General features: G+C 61.2%; 13 protein-coding genes. 3 read left to right on the forward strand and 10 right to left on the reverse strand.

Annotation, left to right across the window (positions count from 1 at the left end):
* Nucleotides 1–451 precede the first annotated feature (451 nt).
* Complete coding sequence (locus Q0G85_RS02250; RefSeq protein WP_297154321.1) at nucleotides 452–1,414, forward strand: hypothetical protein; 963 nt, start codon at nucleotides 452–454, stop codon at nucleotides 1,412–1,414.
* Nucleotides 1,415–2,086: 672 nt separating this feature from the next.
* On the opposite strand, the gene acpS is transcribed toward Q0G85_RS02250, so the two are convergent.
* Together acpS and glmS are read right to left on the reverse strand one after the other, a co-directional pair.
* Nucleotides 2,087–2,686 carry a holo-ACP synthase gene (acpS, locus tag Q0G85_RS02255; RefSeq protein WP_297154323.1) on the reverse strand — a complete coding sequence of 200 codons (600 nt, stop codon included), beginning with the start codon at nucleotides 2,684–2,686 and terminating at the stop codon, nucleotides 2,087–2,089.
* Nucleotides 2,687–2,701: 15 nt separating this feature from the next.
* Nucleotides 2,702–4,528 (reverse strand): glutamine--fructose-6-phosphate transaminase (isomerizing), encoded by a 1,827-nt coding sequence (gene glmS, locus Q0G85_RS02260; RefSeq protein WP_297154324.1) that lies wholly within the window; start codon nucleotides 4,526–4,528, stop codon nucleotides 2,702–2,704.
* Between the two features lie 221 nt (nucleotides 4,529–4,749).
* Here glmS and Q0G85_RS02265 point away from each other — a divergent pair, with 221 nt between their 5' ends.
* Nucleotides 4,750–5,181 (forward strand): PadR family transcriptional regulator, encoded by a 432-nt coding sequence (locus Q0G85_RS02265; protein ID WP_297154326.1) that lies wholly within the window; start codon nucleotides 4,750–4,752, stop codon nucleotides 5,179–5,181.
* An 87-nt stretch (nucleotides 5,182–5,268) separates the two neighbouring features.
* Nucleotides 5,269–5,838, forward strand: coding sequence for a flavin reductase family protein (locus Q0G85_RS02270; RefSeq protein WP_297154328.1), 570 nt, complete (start codon nucleotides 5,269–5,271; stop codon nucleotides 5,836–5,838).
* 177 nt (nucleotides 5,839–6,015) lie between these two features.
* Here Q0G85_RS02270 and Q0G85_RS02275 read toward each other — a convergent pair whose 3' ends face one another.
* The 8 genes from Q0G85_RS02275 to Q0G85_RS02310 all read right to left on the reverse strand — a co-directional run bounded on the left by Q0G85_RS02275 (nucleotide 6,016) and on the right by Q0G85_RS02310 (nucleotide 15,039).
* Nucleotides 6,016–6,453, reverse strand: coding sequence for a GNAT family N-acetyltransferase (locus tag Q0G85_RS02275; protein WP_297154330.1), 438 nt, complete (start codon nucleotides 6,451–6,453; stop codon nucleotides 6,016–6,018).
* Nucleotides 6,454–6,466: 13 nt separating this feature from the next.
* Nucleotides 6,467–7,492: a DUF169 domain-containing protein gene (locus Q0G85_RS02280; protein WP_297154332.1), complete on the reverse strand. Its 1,026-nt coding sequence runs from the start codon at nucleotides 7,490–7,492 to the stop codon at nucleotides 6,467–6,469.
* Nucleotides 7,493–7,497: 5 nt separating this feature from the next.
* Nucleotides 7,498–8,751: a radical SAM protein gene (locus Q0G85_RS02285; RefSeq protein ID WP_297154334.1), complete on the reverse strand. Its 1,254-nt coding sequence runs from the start codon at nucleotides 8,749–8,751 to the stop codon at nucleotides 7,498–7,500.
* 292 nt (nucleotides 8,752–9,043) lie between these two features.
* A complete protein-coding gene (locus Q0G85_RS02290; RefSeq protein ID WP_297154336.1) occupies nucleotides 9,044–9,910 on the reverse strand; it encodes a DUF2064 domain-containing protein in 867 nt (288 codons plus the stop codon).
* A gap of 85 nt (nucleotides 9,911–9,995) precedes the next feature.
* Nucleotides 9,996–12,275, reverse strand: a complete 2,280-nt coding sequence (locus tag Q0G85_RS02295) for a molybdopterin-dependent oxidoreductase (RefSeq protein ID WP_297154338.1) — start codon at nucleotides 12,273–12,275, stop codon at nucleotides 9,996–9,998.
* On the reverse strand, nucleotides 12,276–13,283 hold the full coding sequence (locus tag Q0G85_RS02300; protein ID WP_297154340.1) for a (Fe-S)-binding protein: 1,008 nt from the start codon (nucleotides 13,281–13,283) through the stop codon (nucleotides 12,276–12,278).
* 191 nt (nucleotides 13,284–13,474) lie between these two features.
* A complete protein-coding gene (nrfD, locus tag Q0G85_RS02305) occupies nucleotides 13,475–14,461 on the reverse strand; it encodes an NrfD/PsrC family molybdoenzyme membrane anchor subunit (RefSeq protein ID WP_297154342.1) in 987 nt (328 codons plus the stop codon).
* A complete protein-coding gene (locus Q0G85_RS02310; RefSeq protein ID WP_296060434.1) occupies nucleotides 14,461–15,039 on the reverse strand; it encodes a 4Fe-4S dicluster domain-containing protein in 579 nt (192 codons plus the stop codon). Before Q0G85_RS02310 ends, nrfD begins: the two co-directional genes overlap by 1 nt.
* Nucleotides 15,040–15,067 lie beyond the last annotated feature (28 nt).

Consider the following 15,067-nt stretch of genomic DNA (forward strand, 5'->3'; position numbering starts at 1 on the left):
CTCGATTGAGTATAACCTTTGCACAATCAATGCGATGTCTCAAAAACCGCCCACCATCTTATCCGATTTCATCGCATGCCCGGCGAGATCGGCGCATTCGGGAGCGAAAAGACGAGGAAGGCGGGCGGGGCTGGAAGACGAGCGGGGGTAGTGGGACGGGGGGGCGCAAGGCGGGCGGGGCGAGGGTGGTGAGCTGGCGGGAAGCGGGGCGGGCAGAGGCGGTGGAGCGGGGGCGCAGGCGGGCAGGCGGAACGCAAGGCGGGCGGGGGGCGCAGGCGGGCGGGCGATTGCGACGATGCGGACCCGCGGAGCCGAGAAATACACGCCTTTCCCGAGCGAATAGATGACGAAAACGGTAGGAATATCCGTTATACTTGGTAAAACATTAGACAGCTGCCTAATGTTTCAATTCTCAATCTATCTGCACTTATACCCTGATACAATCCCGCTTATGGATGTCATCATCTGCCACATATCGGCGCTTCACTATTGGCTCGCGCACCCTGGGGCGTGCGAGGCGAGCATGATTCAAGCCAAAACCCTTCCTATTCCGGCATTCCCCCTTCGCGAAGCCGAGATAGCAACAGCCGCGAGCATTCTCCCGCAAGGGTACCAAGGTGGCAAAGTCCATCTCCTCGTCAAATCACATCACGCAGCAAAATACTCACGCACCGCCACGCTCCACACGACATCCCTCGACGTTACGCCAGCAGACTTTTACTGCGCAGGGCCGGGAATCTATGTCTGCTCGCCCGAGTTCTCGCTCATCCAAGCCGCACCAATTCTCAGCGATATCGAATTCCTCCGAATCGCATTCGCGCTCTGCGGGACATATCGCGACGGCGTGAAAGACGCGCTCCCCCTGACCACGCCAATGAAAATCAACCAGATGCTTACCCGGATGAACGGCTTGCACGGCGTGAAATGCGCCCGCCAGCTCACGCCCCACATCCAGCCAAACGCCGCTTCGCCACGAGAAGCTCAGCTCGCCTTGCACCTATGCCTTCCCTACCGCATGGGAGGATACGGATTCCCCCATCCGCAGCTCAACCCGTGCATCGATCTCCCGCCGCGTATCCAGCAGATTTCAGGAAAGAGCGCTCTCTACCCCGACCTGTTGTGGCCCGACGCGCACATCGCCGTCGAATACGACAGCGACAAATGGCATACCGGGTCATTGCGCATAGCAAACGACGCTCGCCGGCGAAACGTTTTCACATATCTCGGCATAACGGAAATCTGCGTCACGAAACGCCAGTTCAACGACTTGATTGCTTTCGATAAAACCGCGCGAATCCTCTCCCGCGCGCTTCGGCACAGAATCCATCCCCGAAGCGAGGAGTTCCGCAGTCGGCAGATGAAGCTCCGCAAGCAGCTGCTGGCTCCTCTCCTTCCTGTACAAAAACGACGATAAGTTATGGAGAAATTGTTGTCTTGTCTCAATAATGGTACAGACAAGCTGATAATCCTCGTCTTAATGCTCACGTTAATGGACAAATATCTTGTGAATGGGGTTTAACGTCTTCATTTGTGAAGAGAATTCATAACTTACTGTCGATTTCGTACAAAAACCTCTGAGCCCGCGAGGTGAAGGGTTTTTAAGGAAGGCAACGAGGAAGGGAACCCGCATTGGGAAGGGATCGCCCGCGGCGTGGCGCAGCAGGTTAGGCGGGTGCGTCGGTCGCGGCGGATGCAACGGGCGCGAAGAGGCGGAGCGAACTGGGGCGAGAGAACACGCGCAACGCGGCGCAGCAGGCCCGACGGGGCGAGCGGCAACGGCCGCGAAGACGCGAGCGAAGGAACGCGAGCACCATGCGAGCGGGACGCGATGGGCGCGACGAGCGAGGGAATGCTCGCGGCATGGCGTAGCGATTTGGGGCGAAAGAACGCGAGCACCCGCGACTTGACATGCGGCGGCGAACACAGCGCGGCGAGTGGGACGCGGAAGCTCGACGGACGATGCGCCCCGAGACGAACCACCTAGGTCGATGTCGCTCCCCCAGCGGGCACAGTCTCCCCCCGAGGCAACCCGCCTGGATCGATGTCGCTCCCCCAGCGGGCACGGCTTCCCCGGACAGCTCGCCTACTACGCCAGCGCCTCTTCTCCGTCTGCTGCAGCCACGTCGCCCGTCGCCCCACCGGCAAGGGCGTCAATCTCGTCGAGCATTGCGCGCGCCTCCTTGAAGCGCTTCGCGAGCTCGGCCTTCTGGTCGACACGCTCCTCGGCCGCCTTGCGCGAATCTTCCGTAATGGCCAAAGCGCACGCGACGGCATCGGTGTGCGTATACGAAAGCGAAATGGGAAGCTCCCGCACGCCCATCTCCTGGGCAATCTGCTTCGCGCGACCCGACAACACCACATAGGGGCGCCCCTTTGACGAGCGCTTCACCTCGATGTCGCGCACTCCGATTCCGCGAGTGAAACCCGTTCCAAGAGCCTTCACCACGGCCTCCTTCGCAGCGAAGCGCGTGGCGAAATGGACCTCGGGTGCGGCCGTGTCCTCGCAGTAGCAGCATTCCTCGCAGGAAAACACCTTGCGCGCGAACGACGGAGTGCGCTCCAGAATCTTTTTCATGCGAGCGATCTCCACGATATCGACGCCAAGACCGACCGCTCCATCGATGGGAAACGACGCGGCGGCGGCGTTCTCAACTGCGCGAACGGTCTCCTCTTTCCGTGCAGGCATCAAGACCCCGTTTCCCTATTCCACCGTCACGCTCTTCGCGAGGTTGCGCGGCTGGTCAACGTCGCACCCGCGCTCCACGGCGATGGCGCGGGCGAACAGCTGCAGCGGAACGCTCGCCGTGATGGCGGAAAACGCATCGCGCACCTTCGGAATATAGATCACGTGGTCGGCGTGCTGCTTGATGTCCTCGTCGCCCTCGGTGGCAACGGCGACGATCATCGCCCCGCGCGCCTTGCTTTCCTGCAGGTTGGAGACGACCTTGTCATAAACCGGGCTCTTCGTCGCGATGGCGATGACGGGGAACCCTTCGTCGATGAGCGCGATCGGGCCATGCTTCATCTCGCCAGCAGGATACGCCTCAGCGTGCAGATAGCTGATCTCCTTTAGCTTGAGCGCGCCCTCGTAGCTGATGGCGGCGCCCATACCACGCCCGATGAAGAGCGCATTGCGAGCGTCCTTGCACGCGTGCGCAGCCTCCTCGATGGAGGGCTTGCACTCGGCAAGGATGCGTTCGACCTGTTCAGCCGTGTCCGCCAACTCGCGGAACAAAAGGCGGATTTGGTTCATGCGCAGCTTGCCCTTCGCCTGCGCAAGCAGCATCGCGAGCAGCGTCAAGCTCACCACCTGGCCCAAGAACGACTTCGTCGATGCGACGGCGATTTCCTTGTTCGCCTTCGTGTAGATGACGCCGTCGGATTCACGCGCCACGGGGCTTCCCACCACATTCGTGATGCCGAAGACTCGCGCGCCCTTCACGCGAGCGTCGCGGATAGCGGCGAGCGTGTCGGCCGTCTCGCCCGACTGCGACACCGCCACGACGAGCGTCGTCGGGGTGATGATGGGGTTGCGATAACGGAATTCGCTTGCGACCTCGCATTCCGTGGGGATGCGCGCCCAGCCCTCGATCAGGTTCTTCGCGATGAGACCCGCATGATAGCTCGTGCCGCATGCGATGACGTAGACGCGGTCGATGAGGTTGAGCTCCTCAGGCGTCAGATCGAGTTCGTCAATCGAGAGCGCGCCGTTCACCAGGCGCCCGGCAAGCGTGTCGCGAATAACGCGCGGCTGCTCGTGGATCTCCTTCAGCATGAAATCGGGATAGCCGCCCTTTTCTGCCAGGTCGAGGTCCCAGTCAACATGGGTGATGCGCGGCTCGATTTCGCGCCCCGCCTCGTCGGTGAACTCGATGCCCGCTGGGGTCATGCGCGCGTACTCGCCGTCCCCCAAGATGACGACATCGCGCGTGGCGTCGATCATGGCGATCATGTCGGAGGCAACGTAGGCGCCGTCTTCCCCTTGCCCGATGACAATCGGGGAGTCCTTACGCGTGACCGCAATGACTCCCGGCTCCATGTCGCACACCGCTGCAAGACCATATGCACCCACGATGCGGGAACACGCCTCGCGCAGCGCCGCCACAAGATCGCCCTGGTAGGCCTCTTCGAGCAGATGGGCGACAACTTCGGTGTCGGTCTCGCTCGTGAAAACATGTCCGCGGCCTTCGAGTTCCTCGCGCAGCTCGGCGAAGTTCTCGATGATGCCGTTGTGCACGACGGCGATGTGGCCGCCGCATGAGGTATGGGGGTGTGCGTTCGCCTCGCTCGGTTTGCCATGCGTGGCCCAACGTGTATGCCCGATGCCGCACGTCCCTTGGAAATCGAAGTGCGACAGCGTGTGCTCCAGGCTCGCGACCTTGCCCTTGCGGTGGATGACGGCGAGAGCGTCCCCTTCTTGCACCGCAATGCCCGCCGAGTCATAGCCGCGGTACTCAAGCCGCGTCAATCCCTGAATAAGAATGCCCTGAGCTGGGCGTTTGCCAGTATATCCCACGATTCCGCACATATTGCGAGCTCCTTATCGACAGGCGCGAGCGGCGCTTTTTCCGCAGATATTTTAGGCGATTCGCGTCGTTTGCAACCTCCCGCGACCGTCAAAGCAGAAAATCACTCGGCAATGGCGCATCCTACCTGTATTCTTTCGGAAAAAATTGGCAGCCTGATTGGGTTTGCGCGATAATAAGAAGTTGTTTCAGACGTATACGTGTACGAAAGAGGTCCAACATTATGTGGAGCAGCTGCCATCCAAAGTCGGATGACGACTTGAAGGAATGCGCTGAGCTGGGCAAATCGCTCAATCGTCTTTCCCAACCCACCATTCTTACCTTGCTCGCCCAATCGGATACCCCGCTTCATGGCTACATCATCGTCCAACAAGCGGCCAACTCCCCGATGTTCGGCGGCAAGAAGCCCGACGCGACGGGCGTGTATCGCGCGCTCAAGCGCATGGAGGAATCCGGGCTTGTCACTTCCGAGTGGGAAACCCCCGTCGAGGGCTCGGCGAAACGCCTGTTCAAGCTTACGGAAAAAGGCCGCCGCTGCCTGCGTCGCTGGATCGACGCGCTCGCCTGCTACGAACTGACCCTGGAAGAACTTCGCAAGGACGCCGCGGACGCGCTCGACATCGAGCTTCCCGACGCGCCGACCTGCTCGCACTAGCTTTCGCACTCGATTCGCTCATGGCGGTGAGCCCCTCGTCTGCAAGAGAGCCGCAATCGACATCTCTCACCTGGGAAAAGGAGCCCCATGAGCGAATCACCCGCGCGCAACGCGCAAGACTATCCCGCAGTGAGCGGCCGCGATATCGCCGCACTGCAAGATCCGCGCCCCACGACCATCATCGGCGCATGCGGCACCCATGGCGACACCTGCTTCGCCACCGTTATCTGGGTCACACCACTCTCTCACAATCCACCGCTCATCGCCTTCGCCCTTCGCGCGAAATCGCGCACCATGCAGCTTATCCAAGAGTCGAAGGCCTGCAGCATCACCACGCTCCCCGCGACCGACGACGCCGTCAAGCTTGCGGAATACTGCGGCACCACCTCGGGAAACATCATCGATAAGGCCTCGCACGTCGCTCACTTCACCGCGACTACTGAAAGCGGAGCCCTCGTTCCCGTGCCCGAAATCGCCTTTTCATGGACGGTTTGCAAGGTGAACGACATCCAGCAAGCAGGCGACCATCTGCTTGTCATATGCAACGTGGAAGAAGCCCATATCGATTGCGAGCGCGATGGAAAAGGCCAGCTCGTGCCCCATGGCATGCTGCTTTGTGTGCAGCACGGCACCTACGCCGCCGATCGCGTGCTGTAAGCGGGCTCGCAAGCCGCAAAGAGGCGGCTCCCGGCAATAGAATGAGCCTCCTTCTTTGGCAACCATCTTAGGCTATCGCGTCTTTGCGCGGCCAATACCACAAAAAACGGGGTCTGCCACCAGTTCAGACTGATAACAGACCCCGTACTTGATTCTTGATTCGCACTCGCGAGCGCTTTACGCGCCCTCGCGCTTCCAGCCCATAGGAAGCGGCCCGCACTCCTCGATAAGCGGGCAGCCATCGCATTCCTCCGTCACGCCTGGGGCAATATCGTCCCAGGGAATCTCGACGAATCCCAAAATACGGTAGAACTCGATCGATTTTCCGCGCGCCACGAGGCGAATCTCGTCATGGTGCGCCCGAGCATCGTCGATAAGCGCGCGCCCGACGCCATAGCCACGCCATTGCTCGTTGATGACCACGGGATTCACGTGCGCAATCCCCGCCTCGCTGAAGGCAAGACGGCAAAAACCCACGCAGTCGTCGTCCCCATTTGCAGCGACGGTGACGTTGTCAAGCGAGGGGATGGCGTCCATCCCCTCGTGGTATGCGTAGTAGTTGATAAGCTCCCAGTCGCCCTCGCGAGCCGGTCGCAGTGTAAACAAATCGCTCATGAACAGGCCTATGCTACATAATCGGCGGCACGTAGATCTTCATGCGCGAATGCGGGATGGCCTTCAGCGAAAGCTCCGTCAACCCCTGAGCCACCGTTTCCAAGCGGTCAGTCGGGATGCCCATGAACATCATATCCTCGCCGATATCGGTCGCCGCGCGGCAACCGTAGCACCCGAACGTGATATTCGGCTCCTCTTCCATCAGGGGATACAGCACCGCTTCCACACACATCGAATTGAAGCCCGATGCATGGAAGTCGAAGCGATGGCCGCTGTAGTAGCTCATCGACATGCACAGCCACATCATCTGCTCGGGCGTGCCGGTGAACACGACCACCTCGGGCTTGCGTACCGTCTTCGAAAGCGGTGCCACGTAAGTGGCACGGCGGCTATGAGGGGGCAGCGTCGGGCGCTCGCGCACCATGCGCGCGGCAGCCTCCGCGTTCACCACCTTATGGAAGAGCACGTAAATCTCGCCTGTCGCCAGCTTCTCGGGAACGCCCGTCATGCCGAAAATCGACGTACCATCAGGGCATGAATGGCGAAACGGCGGCATGAGGATGCTCGCTCCGCGCCGCGCTGCCATCATCGCCTGGCAAAAGCGCAGGTTCTCAGAGGGCATGGGGACGTCGGGCAGAAGCTCATCCTTGTCGATGAGGCTCACCGCGACGGGACGCCAGCGCAGGTCGAGCTTTTCCATGATGGTGTGCTCCAGCTCGGCGTAACGTCGGTGAAGTTCGGGGTCGATCGGCTCCGCGCGCGGCTCATCCGCGAAGGGATCGTAGGTCGCATCGCCCTCGCATTCAACGGTGAGCGCACGCTGAGGGCAGTTGCCCGCGCAGGTGGTGCACCCCACGCAGTTGTCGATATGGGCCGCGAAAGGATAGCCCTCCTCGTCCGCTTCGAGCACGTTGCAGGGGCAAAACGCGATGCACAAGCCGCATTTCACGCAGCGCGATGCATCGTTCGTCACCGAATAAACGGTCTCACTCGCGTCGTTGGAAGCATCCCACAACGCAATCTGATCTTGAGTATCCATGTTCGCTACCGCAATTCTTCCTTGCACCAAGGCGGATACACGCGACGCCCCGAGGAATCCGTCAGGTGGTACGAGCAAAAGGGAATGGCTCTCCCATCAGGAACAGTGACCATCATGGAGCACTCGCGCAGGCGCTGCGTATCCATGGAGATGGCGTCCATGTAGTTCATGATGATGACCGACAGGCCGCTTTTCACCTCGACGCCCTTCTTGGAGAGGATGTCTAAGAACACCGACCCTTGAGGGCTGTCGGGGCTGTAACCCTCGCGATATTCTTCAGTCGTCATCGCGCGCGTCGCTGGATAGAAGCCCGACGGGTGCGCGGGCACGCCCTCGGGCGGGGTGCCGTGAACCAGGAACACGCCAGTGTCGCACAGCGGGTTCGAGCAGCCGAGCGGCCAGATGTCTTCCACACGCAGCAGACCGTCGGACTGCGCGGCCAGATCGAAGATGACGTCGCCCGCGCTCATGGGCATCGCGCGCTCGGCGTCGAAACGCCCGGAGGTGAAGGCGGGCTGAAGCGCCAGACCGGCCACGACGTCGGCGTTTTCGAGAGAGAAACGCAGAAGATCGCCGAGCTGGTCGTCGTTGAGGCCGGAAACAACCGCGACGGAGAGCACCACCTGAATGCCGACCTCGCGGCAGCGCTCGATCACCTTGAGCTTGGTCGCCAGGATATCGCGCCCGCACGTACCCTTGTACACATCGCCCGTAAGACCGTCGAAGGACAGGTACACGCCCGTAAGACCCGCGGCGACAAGGTCTTCGAGATAGCCTTCCTTATTCGCGATGACCAGGCCGTTCGTATTAACCTCAATGCCCCAGAAACCCTTTTGGCGACCCATGTAGATGATGTCGACCAAGTCCTTGCGGCACGTCGGTTCGCCACCGGTGATCTGTACGGCGCCGTCGGTTCCCACGGCGTTCGAGATAACGTCGTACATCGCCGAAATCTCGTCGAGCGTCGGATCGCCCTCGCCGGTCTCGGCGCTCATGAAGCACACGGGGCAATGCAGGTTGCAGTTGCGCGTGACCTCGATTTCGAGCAGCGTGCCGCGACGTTCGTGGCGCGCGCACGTGCCGCACCCGAACGGGCATTTGTCCGTCACGGGAATGGTGTTTTGCGGCTTGGTCTTCTCGAACGCTTCTGAAAGCAGCCACTCGTAGTGCTCAGCGGAAGGCCACATGCGTGTGTCGAGCTTGCCGTGCTCGGGGCACGTGCGCGTCATCCACACGACCCCTTCATTGTCGGCGTACACCTCCGCCGGCAACTCCTTCAGGCACGTTGGACACAGTGCCCCCGTAGTATGCAAAGTACGCAAAATCTCGTCCTATCTGGTCTGAAACAACGGCTCGTTCCACGGGCCGCAAGAGATGGAAATCTCCCCTATCGCCGAAGCGTCAGCGAGCGGCGTTCCGGCGAGTGCAGCTGGCGTGAAAAGGCTTCGACGCGTACTTCGGTACGCAAGAAGTCTTTGGAGCGCCATCTGTGCCGCCAGAGCGCCGCGCAGCGTCGGCCCGTTGCGGCGGCTGATAAGCCGCAGCAACCTCCTATTCCTCGTCGATGTACTGGCGAGGGTCGTGGTTGTCGTTCGGCGGCGTGGAAACGCGGATGTTCATGAAATCGCACCAATCGAGCACGCGCTGCGGCACGTAGATCTCGGTCTGGTACTTCGCAGCCTCCTTGATCGCGCGGATGCAGGAAACGGCGTGTGCGAGGTCGACCTTCTCATCGATGTCGGCAACGGGCGTGAAGTACGCCGAGGGGATGTCCATCTCTTGGAGCTTCTCCACGTACGCGTCGAGCGCGGGCTTGCCGGTGAGGTTGTAGTACACGCCCTGGTGGTTGATCGGCGTGTTGTGGCTGAAGCCGACGAGCGACGTGCCGCACTCCTGGCAAGGCGCCTGCACAAAGCCCGGGGTTCCCAAGTCCTGGAAGTAGTCCAGCCACTGGAATGCCTGGGAGATATGGGTGATCGGCATGGTCGGGACGTCGCCGCCGACAGAGACGATGTGCTCATAGCCCATGTCGAAAATCTGCTTGAAGGCGTCGTCGAAGTGGTCGTCGAACGTGGCGCCCTTGTCGGTGATGTAGTGGATTTCCATTGGCCACTTGCCGAGCGCGTCGTAGGTCTCGCGCATGAGCTCGACGTTGTCGGCAGGCGTAGTCGACACGAAGAAATCGTAGGTAATCTTGTCAACCGACGGGTCCTCGGCACCGAGGGCATCGTTGTCCGCCTGCATCGACAGAAGCGCCTGCATGCACATCTCGCTCACATCGTACAGGCAACGGCGGAACAGCTCCGCCGCCTGCTCGGGGCTCAAGAAGCCGCCGCGCTCAATCGTCAGGCGCGTCTTCACCAGGCCCGGGACGGGCGGCTTGCAGAACAGGAGCAACGCTTGCTTTTTCTCTGCCACAATACTCTCCTTCGTATGTCTTCCGCTCGATTTCGAGCGCATTCACCACTAGTAGTGTACCTTGCACATTATAGGACGCGAACAGCTATCTGGCGCTGTCCTTGCCCGCATCGGCTGCATCTTCCACGCAGGAATCACGCTGCCATGAAAGGGTTGCATCGACCTTCCTGATCACGCAATCGATGGCGTTGTACCACCAGGTGCCGATCATGGGCTCGCCCGTCGCAACCGAGCAGGTCGTCAGGCAGTTCACGTTCGACTCCCACATGCCGCCGAAGTCGGGCGCGCCGGGCGTCCATTCGGGATGCCACCAGCCATAATCGACATTCACCAGATCATCGCGCATCGTGCGGATCTCCAGCACGAAGCGCGCGCTTCCCTTGTCGGTAGCAACCTCGACGGTATCCCCCGCGCAAAGCCCCAGACGCTCCGCCGTTGCAGGAGAAATCTCCACCGCGGGATGCGGCGAGGATTTGCGGAACTTCGGATTGTTGAAGTACATCGACGCATTATAGGGCTGCTTGCGGGCGCCGGTGACCATCGCCAGATGCGCTCCCCCACACGTCTCGGCGCGCTTAATAAGCTCATCCGAGCAAAGCGAGAGACAGGGCGCAGGCTCGGGCAGGCGCTGGCCGCCGAAATCGGGAAGGATCTCGCTTGCAAGCTCGATCTTTCCCGTGGTGGTGGCGAAGCCCCGAGGATTGCCCGTCTCGTCGGGATACAGGTACTTGAAGGGGACGGGCGGGCGGAAGTACATACCCTGCTCGCAATAATCATCCCAGGTCATGCCCGCGCGGGCGAGCACATCCTCAAGCGCGTCTTTGAACGTCTCGTGCGGCCACGCCTCAGCCTGCCCCAGGCGAAGGCCCAAGGCGCGGAAGATGTCGTAGTCGCTTTTGCGCTCGTAGTAGGGTTCGACTGCCGCCGGGCCACCATAGGCAATGTTCGCGACGCCGCCATGCTGCTGGAAGAGAGGCCGCTCGATCGCGCCTGCGCAGGGCAGGACGAAGTCGGCAATCGAGGCAGTCGGCGTCAGGTAGTAGTCGATCACCACGATCAGGTCGAGGCCCATAAGCGCATTGAATACGCGATGCGTATCGGCATAGGTGAGCAACGGGTTCGTCGCGTTCACGATAAGCGCGCGCACCGGATAGGGCTCGCCCGTCTCCATCGCGCGAAGTACCAGGTCGGGATGGGCCGACGTCATGTAGCGCGTCGGAAGCCTGCAGCCCAAACGCTCGGTTATCTTCTGCACCTTCGCGTAGCCCTCGTAGCACTGAAGCGGCGTGTAGGGGGTGTTCAGGCAGCGCGCCTTGTGCCCGGGCGCCATCTCGTCGGTCATCTCGAGCTCGACTTCTGTGGTGAAGTCGCTCATCTCCGTGATGATGCAGGCGCCGGGCTTGTCGACGTTGCCCGTGATCGCACGCAGGCAGCAGATCGCGCGGTGCGTGGGCGCCACGTTGCGCCCCGACTGATCGATGCCGCGCCCCGACACGAGCGCCGCCGCCTGGGCACGTCCGAACCAGCGTGCAGCCGTACGCACGTCATCAGCCGAAACACCGCAGAATTCGGCAACGTATTCAGGAGTGTAGCGCGCCACATGCTCGGCGAATTCGTCGAAGCCGTGACACCATTCCGCCACGAAATCGCGGTCGTACAAGCCCTCGGAGATGATTACGTTCGCAAAACCGAGCGCAAGCGCGCAATCCGTTCCCGTCTTCGGTGCGATCCATAGATCGGCACAGGAGGCGGTCTTGGTGAAACGCGGGTCAATCACCACGAGCGGCGTGTCCGATTTCCCAAGACGTCGAATCGACTGCCACCACAGCGAATTGTCGGACTCCGCCGGGTTCGTTCCCCAGATGAAGACGCATTCCGTGTCATCGTTGATGTCGGCCTCGATCGTCCAGCCGAAGGTAATCGCATCCATCCAGATACGCGGGTTCCAACAGATCTGCCCGATGCCCATGTTATTCGGCGAACCGAACATGTTCATAAAGCGATGGAGCGGCCAAAACGACGCGTGAGGTCCGCCGATCATCGACGCGAGCGTTTCGGAGCCATACTGGTCGCGAAGCTGCGAGAGGCGCTGCGCGATGTTGTCGAGCGCTTCATCCCAGCTCACGCGCTCCCATGTATTCGCCCCGCGCTCGCCAACGCGCCGTAGCGGGTAGTTCACACGGTCGTCGCCGTCGAGCACGTCGAGATTCATCTTCCAGCGACGGCATCCCGCAAGCACCTTCGGGTCGTAAGGGTAGCGCGACGAATCGGGCTCCAAATCGACAACGCGACCGTCTTCCACCGTCGCGAAGAAGGCACAGAGATACCCGCAGAAATGACAGTTCGTTTTGCGCACCTTGCGCATTTACGCATCCTCCTTCGCGGCTCCCTCGCCGCCGAGTCCAACGAAGCTCCTCGCACTTGCGTCCTGCTTCTCAACGCCAAGGGAATCGTCGAACAGGAATCGCAGTTTCATGTAAACATCGGCATGGTACCAGTCGATGCGCCAGTTGAAGAGCAGCTCGAGATAATGGAACACGGGAACATCGCGCTGCGCCATCATCAACTGGAACGTGCAGCTCACACACGCCGTAACAATCGCGCTTGCGCCAAGGCCGCACGCGTCTTGCCCATGTTCGCGCGCCTGGCTGTCGGCAAGTTCGGTCTTGCCAGCTGCGCGGGCGAGCGACCCGCAGCACACCGAGCGCTTGCGCACCTTCTCGCCCTCGACAAGCAACCCTTCGGGCATGAGCGCGCGCAACCCATCGGCGAACTCCCCCGTTTTCTTGTCGGGGCACGAATCGTGCGGCATGAACAAGAGCGGCTCAGGCGCCTTGCATGCCTCGGTTGGGTTGCCAGCCTCGTCATACCAGTCGGGATGGCGCCAGGCGAACTCGCGCGTGAGCAGCTCGCGCGCCACATCGGCATCGATGCGATAGCCCATCTGTGCGAGCAGTAGCGGAAGCGCAACGATCTCCACGCCCTGCGTGCGCTCATCGCGAACAAGCGCACCACGAAGCGCGAGCGCGCAGTTCGGACATGCGGCAACGATGCGCCGCACGCCGCGGGCCTCAACCTGCTCGATAAGTTCCGCCTCGAAGGCACGACGCTGCGCCGGCCCATCTGGCTCGTACTGCAAGATCTTCCCGCAGCAGAGAAGCGAGATACCCTCAACCTCACCCGCGGATTTCAGCAGGTCGTACACCGACTGCACGAGCGGCAAGCCGTAGTTGATAAGCGAACACCCTGGAAAGAACAGCGAGTCGCACCCGCCAGCTTCCCCCGACTGCTCGACCATGAGCGCCTGCAGCCCCGGATAATCGCACGATATCGAGCTTCCCGTCAATGCGTCGTTGAATGTATAGGGTCCCACAGCGTCTTACCTCCTCCCCCTGCCTTGCTTGCAGAGTTTTCCATCATCAATGCGAATGCGCCCCAACCGCTTCGCCCTCATGCTGGAAAACTGCGCTTGATACAAGGCGAACCCGACCTCGCGTTAAGGTCGGGTTCGCGACATGCTCAATCAGGTGCCCAGATTATACGACCTGGGTTACAAGCGAGAGCTTAGTACATGTTCTCGCCGTAGGTCCAATGCTCAACGAATTCAGCATGGGGGTCAGCCGTACGGCTGCAGTAACGGTTCTCGCCCGGAATCTCGGCGCGCTCGTCGGAGTAGACGCAGAGATAACGGAGCAGCAGGCCGCCGCAAAGCACGAGGACGGGAGCCACCACAGTGGAAGCCGCGGAGCCAGCGCCGAAGACGTACAGGAAGAACGGGATGACCAGACCGCAGGCAATCATGCCAAGCCAGAACAGCGGGGCAGTCTTGCCGACAACCCAGCGACGGGCAACGGCCTTCTGGGTGACGTTGCCAGCGCCCAGGAAGGAGAGAATCATGATGAGCAGAACGGTGATCTCCGCGCAGACCAGGATGATGTCGACGACGTGGATGATCTCGTGGATCTCCTCGATTTGAGCGAGGAAGAACACGGTCGGCTCAGCGAAGATGCCCAGCGACAGCGCGATAGCGGCGCAAGCGGTGGACAGTGCCGAAATGGTGAACAGCACGGGCAGAGCCGGGGTCGCCCAGAAAGAGTGAGCCTTCAGGGTCGAGAGCATGACGCCCGTGTACACCATAATGCCGAAGCCAGCGATGCCGGCGATCGTGGCGAACACCGGGGTACCGCCACCGAACACAGAGGCGATAGCGCCGAGGAAGCCCCAATCAAGCGGCAGCACATCCAGATAGCCAAGCAGCCAGAAGATGTCGCCGAACATGGCGATGACCAGGAGCGTTGCGCCCCACTTGATGATAGCCGTCGCCGTTGTCCACACTCGCCAGAACACAAGCGGCTGACCGAGCTCGAACACGAGGAAGAAACAGCCGATAGCGAGCGCTGCGAGCGCGAAGAACATCGGCACGAAGAAGAGCGCACCCGTGCCAGGGTTGACGATAAGGCTCATGATAGCCGTGAGGCACATGATGCCGCCGCCGAGGCCACCCAAGAACAGGTAGATGACAATCGGCGCTTCCCAATAATGATGCTTCATTATCGCTGACCTCCCAAATCCGGAATGTAGTAGACCTGAGGCTCCGTGCCATGCTCGGTGAACAGGCGCTCGGTATGGAGCGAGTTGACGAGCTTCGACACTTCGCTGTTGGGATCATCCAGGTCGCCGAAGATACGGGCCTTCTGGTGGCACGTCTGCACGCAGTACGGCATCGAGCCGGGCTCTTCCGCACGGCGGTCCTTGCAGAAGGTGCACTTGCGCACGAAGCGGTGCAGGCGCGGGCCGAGCACCGAGGCGTCGCGCATGCCGTAGGGGCAGGCGTTAACGCACACCTTGCAGGCCATGCACTTCTTGGAGTCGATCCACACGACGCCGTCGTCGTCCTGCTGGGACGCGCCGGTCGGGCAGCAGGGAACGCACTCGGGGTTGGCGCAGTGCATGCACAGCGTCGGGGTGTAGGTGCGATGGACGTGGGGCCATTTGCCCTGAGCGCCCTCGGTCACCACGGGGTTGTAGATGATATCGAGCGGCAGGTCGTTCCACGTACGGCAGGCAACCGTGCAGGAGTGACAGCCGATGCAACGACGCTGGTCGATGACCATAGCATAACGAGTCATTATCTATCCTTTCCTACTCGATAGCCTG

Source organism: uncultured Ellagibacter sp. (assembly GCF_934617235.1).
Taxonomy (GTDB): Bacteria; Actinomycetota; Coriobacteriia; order Coriobacteriales; family Eggerthellaceae; genus Ellagibacter.

Coding starts and splice junctions, on each gene's coding strand:
- acpS (WP_297154323.1), bottom strand. CDS start 2,686: ATGCCTGCACGGAAAGAGGAGACCGTTCGCGCAGTTGAGAACGCCGCC.
- Q0G85_RS02295 (WP_297154338.1), bottom strand. CDS start 12,275: ATGCGCAAGGTGCGCAAAACGAACTGTCATTTCTGCGGGTATCTCTGT.
- glmS (WP_297154324.1), bottom strand. CDS start 4,528: ATGTGCGGAATCGTGGGATATACTGGCAAACGCCCAGCTCAGGGCATT.
- Q0G85_RS02270 (WP_297154328.1), top strand. CDS start 5,269: ATGAGCGAATCACCCGCGCGCAACGCGCAAGACTATCCCGCAGTGAGC.
- Q0G85_RS02280 (WP_297154332.1), bottom strand. CDS start 7,492: ATGGATACTCAAGATCAGATTGCGTTGTGGGATGCTTCCAACGACGCG.
- Q0G85_RS02310 (WP_296060434.1), bottom strand. CDS start 15,039: ATGACTCGTTATGCTATGGTCATCGACCAGCGTCGTTGCATCGGCTGT.
- Q0G85_RS02265 (WP_297154326.1), top strand. CDS start 4,750: ATGTGGAGCAGCTGCCATCCAAAGTCGGATGACGACTTGAAGGAATGC.
- nrfD (WP_297154342.1), bottom strand. CDS start 14,461: ATGAAGCATCATTATTGGGAAGCGCCGATTGTCATCTACCTGTTCTTG.
- Q0G85_RS02250 (WP_297154321.1), top strand. CDS start 452: ATGGATGTCATCATCTGCCACATATCGGCGCTTCACTATTGGCTCGCG.
- Q0G85_RS02275 (WP_297154330.1), bottom strand. CDS start 6,453: ATGAGCGATTTGTTTACACTGCGACCGGCTCGCGAGGGCGACTGGGAG.